Source organism: Okeania sp., assembly GCF_035285525.1.
Lineage (GTDB): Bacteria > Cyanobacteriota > Cyanobacteriia > Cyanobacteriales > Microcoleaceae > Trichodesmium.
This window is the reverse complement of record NZ_JAYKGW010000018.1, coordinates 92,563-99,213: the sequence shown is the minus strand read 5'-3', so window position 1 is coordinate 99,213 and position 6,651 is coordinate 92,563. Positions and strand designations below refer to the sequence as shown.

Below are 6,651 nucleotides of genomic sequence, written 5' to 3'. Positions count from 1 at the left end.
AACGCACCGTAAGAATCAGATGTACTATAGTGATGGAATAACACATAATGGTGCCGACTTACGAATTACCAAATCCATTTCATAGTCTGGATTTAAGTCGTAAGTAACCACCCTACTAAACTATTGCACAATAGTAAGGTTGGGAATAGCGATCGCTTAAACTACTAGACTACACAGATTAAATGCTGCAATAGTAGTAAGCCGACACAGCTAAAATAGATGTGTCGCTCTACTAAGTTTTTAGTTGTGTCAGTTCACCCCTGTCACTGCCTAGTCCTCAAAAACTGCTTCTTGCCCTTGACTGGAAGTAGCATAACCTAAGAAATCTTTAGCTGCTTGAGTCGGAGGATTTTTATAAACATAAAATAACTGACGACTCAACGGATAAGTTGCAGAATCAGGGTTCAAACTGTTGATAGGAAGCGAGCGCACTGTTTGTTGATTTTGCACTTGAGCAAAAGTAGCATAACCAATGCCATCATTTTCCAAAGCTCTCAACAAGGGAGTCGTTGCATCTCTCTCTAATGTGGTGATATTAGCACTATTGCCAAAACTCTCCCCATTTAACACCATTTCTTGAAAAGATTGATGAGTACCACTGACAGTAGGTCGGTTAATTACCCGAATCTGAGCATTAGGACCCCCCACATCAGACCAATTAGTAATTTGCCCTTGAAAAATAGCCTTCACTTGGTTGGGAGTCAAACTGCCATTAAAAGGATTATTAATTCCTACCACAATTGCAATTTTATCCAGAGCCACAGGTACTGCTTCCAAACCTTGACCTTGCTCTTCCGCAGTCAGAGGACGGGAGGAAGCTGCGACATCCAAATTACCCGCTAACAAATCTTTAATTCCTGCACCGGAACCTCTAGCGCTAGTAGCAACAGTAGTATTGGGGAACTGTTTCTCGAAACCAGCTTTGAGGTTTTGGTTGATCGTCACCATGCTTGTAGAACCATCTACCCGAACTACCGTACCGCTGGGAACATTAGTTGGTAAGGTAAAAGCATTGGTGGTAGTTGTTGTGGTGGTTTGAGTTTCTGCTGACTGGGTTGTGGTTTGAGTTTCTGCTGGCTGAGTGTTATTAGCTGTTTGTCCTGACTGCTTATTTTTCCAGAACCAATAACCTCCACCTGCGATGAGCAAAAATGCTAGGATAAATACAATTGGTGGTGGTCCGCTACGTTTAGCCATAAATTTTTCCTCCTTATTTTTTTTTCTGTATAATTAGCGATCGTTTGATTGTTTCATTTTAGGACTTATACAAAGAAACCAGGTTTCTCAAGGAAACCTGGTTTCTAGGTTCCTCCGAGGTAAGTCCTGTTTATTTTCATCTCAAAGTTGACATTGCGTTCCTCATGGCTTTAGTTCTGACAAAGAAACCCGGTTTCTCGGAGAAACCGGGTTTCTGGGTTCCTCCGAGGTAAGTCCTATTTATTTTCTTCCTTTAGGACTTACGGTAAGATATTACATATAATGATATGGGATTCCAAAACTATAGTGCTATAGTTTTCCAACTTATACACCTATCCTCAACTGCTCAACTCAAATATTATTCTCGTGGTAATTTTTGAGAATCATTCATCATTTGTAGACGACGACTCACTTCATCATCTACAACCATATTATCCAAATCTGCTTTTAGTTTTTCTGTAGGGTCTTCTGAAAGTTCTGCCAAACTATTTTGTTGCAGGTTCCGACGCTCCAAAGCATTTTTAGCTTGCTCAAACTGAGAGCGGGCAGAATCAATATTCAAATCGTTATTAACTTTGCTCATCTCTCCCAAAGCTTTATTAATTTCCTGCATATCTTTCATATTACTCAGATCTGTCTTATATTCTTCCAGCTTTTGTCGCTCTCGTTTGAGCTTATCTTTAGAAACTTCGACATACTTTTCTGCCTGCAAAACTTGTGCTTCTAACTGGGGTAAAATTTGTTCTGTTTGAATGACCTTAGTCATTGCCAGACGGGCAGCTTCTTCGTTACCTTTGCCTTGAGCCATCATTGCTTGCTGCTCAAAACCCTGCATCTCCTTGACCTTGGCCTCATATTTTTGTTTAGCCCGTTCATAAGCACTAACTTGAGTAGCAACGGCAGTTGCTAGCTTTTGGACTGATTCTTGCATAGAACGTATAGATTCTTCTGCAACTTCTACTGAAACTCGACCGCCAGACTCAGTAGGAATGCCCCATAGCCAATTCCAACTGCCGACGATCGCCCTTCCTGCTTTTTCGCCCATGACCCAGTAGAGAACTTTTTTCATATCCTTCCTGCCATTTTCTATATTATTAGAAGTTTATTATCGAGCATAACACATTCTTTATCAATCTGACTTTTCTTTAACCTTAAATTAACTTAGGACTTACGCAACTGCAACGTATTTTTGTCCGATACGACAACAGGAAGCAATCTCAAACCCCTGTTCTTCTTACCTCATGGCTTTAGTCCTGTTAACTTAGGACGAAATGCGCCCCTATTAGAAGCAGGATAGCTATAGCAATGAGCGCTGGTATATTTACAAATTGCAGGAGCTGTCCAATAGCTAAAAGCCTTATATTATCGGCGATTCATTCTCCCTGTTTCCTGCGTACAGCGCTATAAAAGCAATAGCTGATAGCTGATAGCTGATAGCTGACGTCTGAATGCTTACAGATTGTCTTCCTTGTCTAGCCACAACCAAAAAGTAATGTAATACAGGACTTACGCAGCAACCCTAGATATGGTGCTTAAAACTATTGTACAATAGTTTTTTAAATCTATGTATAGTACCTTTGCGTAAGTCCTGTACTATTTACAGCGGTTTTCACTCTCGATGAACCACATCGTCATAACCAAAATATTGTAGGAACCCCCTTATGGAACGTCCCTACTGTGGTTTACTGATTTATCGGGAACCGTAATGAAAACCGCTACAAGATGAAACAATCAACTACTCAGGAACATCCCAAACTTTTTTAGCTAATTTGGTCAACATTTTCTGACGAGTTTCTATTGTTTGAGAATCCCATTTTTCAAATGTCTTTAAATTTTCTACTGCTAAATCTATACTTGTATTTTCCCCAACCGAAATTTCTTCAGCAATAGTTCTAGTTAACAAAAATCTTGACTTTGTATAGCCTGATTTTTTCTCGGTAAAACTAGCATTATAAATAGCAGATTTAATCGAACTTTCTAATAAAGTTAGATTTCCTAAACGTTTACTATAACTTTCTATTTCCTTGGGTTTATCAAATTCTGTAGCTATTTCTTTTGTTGGAACTTCTGGCAAAATTTCTTCTAATTCTAGTTTGAAAATATAATTTCTTAAATCATTAATTCCCCCTCCACTTCCCCAAGCATTTTCATCAATATATTGTGTTAATTTTGCCAAAATATATTTAATTTTATAGAGCTGGAATGATGATTTATTTAGTTTATAAAATGCTTGCTCAAATTTCTCTGCTACTCGCTGTTTATTAGGAATAATATGGTTCTTTATAAACCGATTAAAATCTTCTTCTGTAATAACTTGACGCAATTCACTTGCCCATTTCAGAATCATTCCATCAAATGCTTTTTGATTGCGATCGCTAGTCAACATTGCCAAAAATAATAAATTTTCTACTTGTCTACATAACTCAATAAAACAATTTTGAGGCAATTTATTCACAGCTAAAAGTAAAATTAAATGTTGTCTTACATTTACACTTAAATTACGAATATTTACCAAATAACGATTAACACTTCCATCAATATTATTACCTGCTAAAAATTCTACATAAGCTTGAGCTGAGGTAAGTAAACTATTCACAAATCGAATTGGTTCTGTTTTATATCCGCATAAAGATTCATTATTCAGAAACCAATCATAAACTTCTTTTTCAGAAATATAATTTCCATCTTCTGCATATTTAGCTAAGATAAAATAACGCAAAAAACGCATTGGTTTTTCTTGAGAATCATAGAGCAAATCTATAATTTTTTTCCATTTATCTTTAATTTTGTCATAATTTGTTTGTTTGGCTTTAGCAAAAATTAGATTTTTCAATAAATCCATATCATCTAGAGGTAAACCACGATGATTTAGAGTCGAATAGATTTTCAAAGCATGGGAAACACTAGCTGTTTTCACTCGAATTAATTTAACATTTTTGAGAAAATATGCGTAAAATTTTTTCAGATTAGAAACAGTAAATTTATCTATTTCAAACTTGTCAAAAAGAAAATTCCTAATTTCAACATAAGCATTCTGAATATTTTTCACAGAACGAGTAGGAGAGAGCATTTCCAACTCTACTTGTAGAGCAATATTTTCTAATATTCCTCGACTTTCCTCATATTGCAGTTCTACTCTATGTCGAAACTGATCGTTACCCCAGTTATCGGTATACAAAGCAGCAATCTTATTTTTTAATGCTTCAATGCGTTCATAAGGATTAATAGTTAATAAATAATCTCGAATTGCACAAAGAACTAAATAAGCAGTAGTCATCCGTTGCTGTCCATCAATTACTTCATAAAATTTTTCCCCACGACTACAAACTATTATACTGCCAATAAAATACTCAGAATAGGTGTTTTGAGTTTGTTCAGAAAATTCTTCATAAATGTCTTGAATAAATTCATTTACCTCTTTTGCTTCCCAAACATACTCCCGTTGATAGTCAGGAATAACATAAAATTCATCAAATAACTTTTCTAAAGTCATGTCTTGAGATTCGATAGTTGGCATATAATATTACCCCTTAAAAAATGCCTCAAATATTAACAGTAGAGTTGCTGAAGCAAAACCCTACTGTCATTTCAGTTATCAGTTATCAGTTACCAAACAATTAATAGTTAATAATTAATTATTAACTATTCAACAATTCATGCCTTGAAGCCTCCCCTTAGATAGGGGATAAATAAAAAATTTTCCTTTTAGTCAATCCCCTTCTTTTAAGAAGAGGTAATTATTAATTATTAATTTTTCATTGTTAATTGCTGAAAGCAGATTCCAGGTATATGAAATACACAAGATACTATAATATAGAGTCCAAAAACTATAGCGCTATAGTTTTAAGCGCTATATTTATGGTATATGCGTCATTTTAGTTATCAGTAGAGAGCGAACCTTCGACTCAAGTCGGAGGCTTGAAATACTGATTTCTCGGGAACCGTGTTAAACATTTCTCTTGGTCGATTAGATATGGTTAGAGAACTCATCCATCTCACCCTTCGGGAAGCTCCGCTGACGACCGCTTTTTCATCCCCTTAAAAGGGGAGGCACATACCCTCATTTTTTGGTAAGTCCTAATACGTATATTCAGAATTACAATGAGTTGTACCTCACCAAAGTGGAATCCACTGTATCAGTACCTCTGGCTGTAGCCAGAGGCTTGAGACCTTATTTTTTAATCAACTAATCAACTTCGCCAAAATTTTATCTTGATTAAATCTTTCTAAAGATTTTACACTCATCATTCTTCTTAAAGTATTGTCTTGAGAAGAAATATGTAGTGACTAAAAATCGGCCATTCTAGCGAAACATACTACTAACTGAAGTATCTTCGTGAATGCGCCAAATAGTTTCACCCAATAAATTGGCAACGGAAAGAATTGTCAGTTGAGGAAACATATTTTTTTGATTCAATGGGATAGTATTAGTAACAATCACCTCTTCAAATATTCCCCTAGAAAGACGCTCAATAGCTGGTGGTGAAAATACAGCATGGGTAGCACAAGCATAAACTTGTCGTGCCCCATGTTCGCGCAAAATTCGCCCACCTTCACAAATAGTCCCAGCTGTATCAATCATGTCATCTACTAGAACGGCAGTTTTGTTCTTAATATCTCCAATGACATTCAAAACCTCTGCCACATTATGAGTTTGGCGACGTTTATCTATAATTGCCAAAGGAGCATCATTTAATTTTTTAGCAAAAGCTCTGGCTCTCGCTACCCCACCTACATCGGGAGAAACAACCACAATGTCTGATAAATTCTTTCTTGTTAAGTAATCTAAAATTACTGGTGAACCATAAACATGATCCAAGGGAATATCAAAATAACCCTGAATCTGAGCTGAATGTAAATCCATTGCGAGAATGCGATTAGCTCCTGCCTCAGTAATTAAATTGGCCACTAATTTGGCAGTAATTGACTCTCGTCCAGCAGTTTTCCGGTCTGCCCTAGCATAACCATAGTAAGGAATGACTGCGGTAATTTGCCTAGCAGAAGCTCGACGACAAGCATCGATCATTATTAATAATTCCATGAGGTTGTCATTAACTGGATGACAACTAGGCTGAATTAGATAGACATCACAGCCTCTAATTGATTCCTGAATTTGAACATAGAGTTCTCCATCAGCAAAGCGCTTACGCACCATTGGACCTAAGTCTAAACCTAGATATCTAGCTACTTCCGTAGATAGAGGAACGTTAGCAGAACCGGAAAAAAGTCTTAGTCGATTATGATCGTTTGCAATAACAGACACAGGAGCCTGAATTGGTAAAGTAACATTGATCACGGCAAACCCTCGTAGCACTTTTATTCACTGTGATCTTATCATCTTAAACCGAAAAAATCTTCCCTTTTTTTTATCTATACAAAGATTATTTGATCAGCAATATTATTGATAATTTTTATTCTAATTAATCTTACTATTATGAAACATTTAGTAATAAA

The 6,651-nt window shown here is 36.3% G+C and carries 4 protein-coding genes; all 4 read right to left on the bottom strand.

What is annotated here, in order from left to right; all coding sequences use genetic code 11:
* Positions 1-270: 270 nt before the first annotated feature.
* Positions 271-1,197, bottom strand: a complete 927-nt coding sequence (locus VKJ25_RS02030) for a phosphate ABC transporter substrate-binding protein (RefSeq protein ID WP_324234955.1) — start codon at positions 1,195-1,197, stop codon at positions 271-273.
* 358 nt (positions 1,198-1,555) lie between these two features.
* Complete coding sequence (locus VKJ25_RS02025) at positions 1,556-2,266, bottom strand: PspA/IM30 family protein (protein WP_324234954.1); 711 nt, start codon at positions 2,264-2,266, stop codon at positions 1,556-1,558.
* 666 nt (positions 2,267-2,932) lie between these two features.
* Complete coding sequence (locus VKJ25_RS02020; protein WP_324234953.1) at positions 2,933-4,714, bottom strand: DUF262 domain-containing protein; 1,782 nt, start codon at positions 4,712-4,714, stop codon at positions 2,933-2,935.
* A gap of 786 nt (positions 4,715-5,500) precedes the next feature.
* Complete coding sequence (locus VKJ25_RS02015) at positions 5,501-6,493, bottom strand: ribose-phosphate pyrophosphokinase (protein WP_324234959.1); 993 nt, start codon at positions 6,491-6,493, stop codon at positions 5,501-5,503.
* Positions 6,494-6,651: the final 158 nt, after the last annotated feature.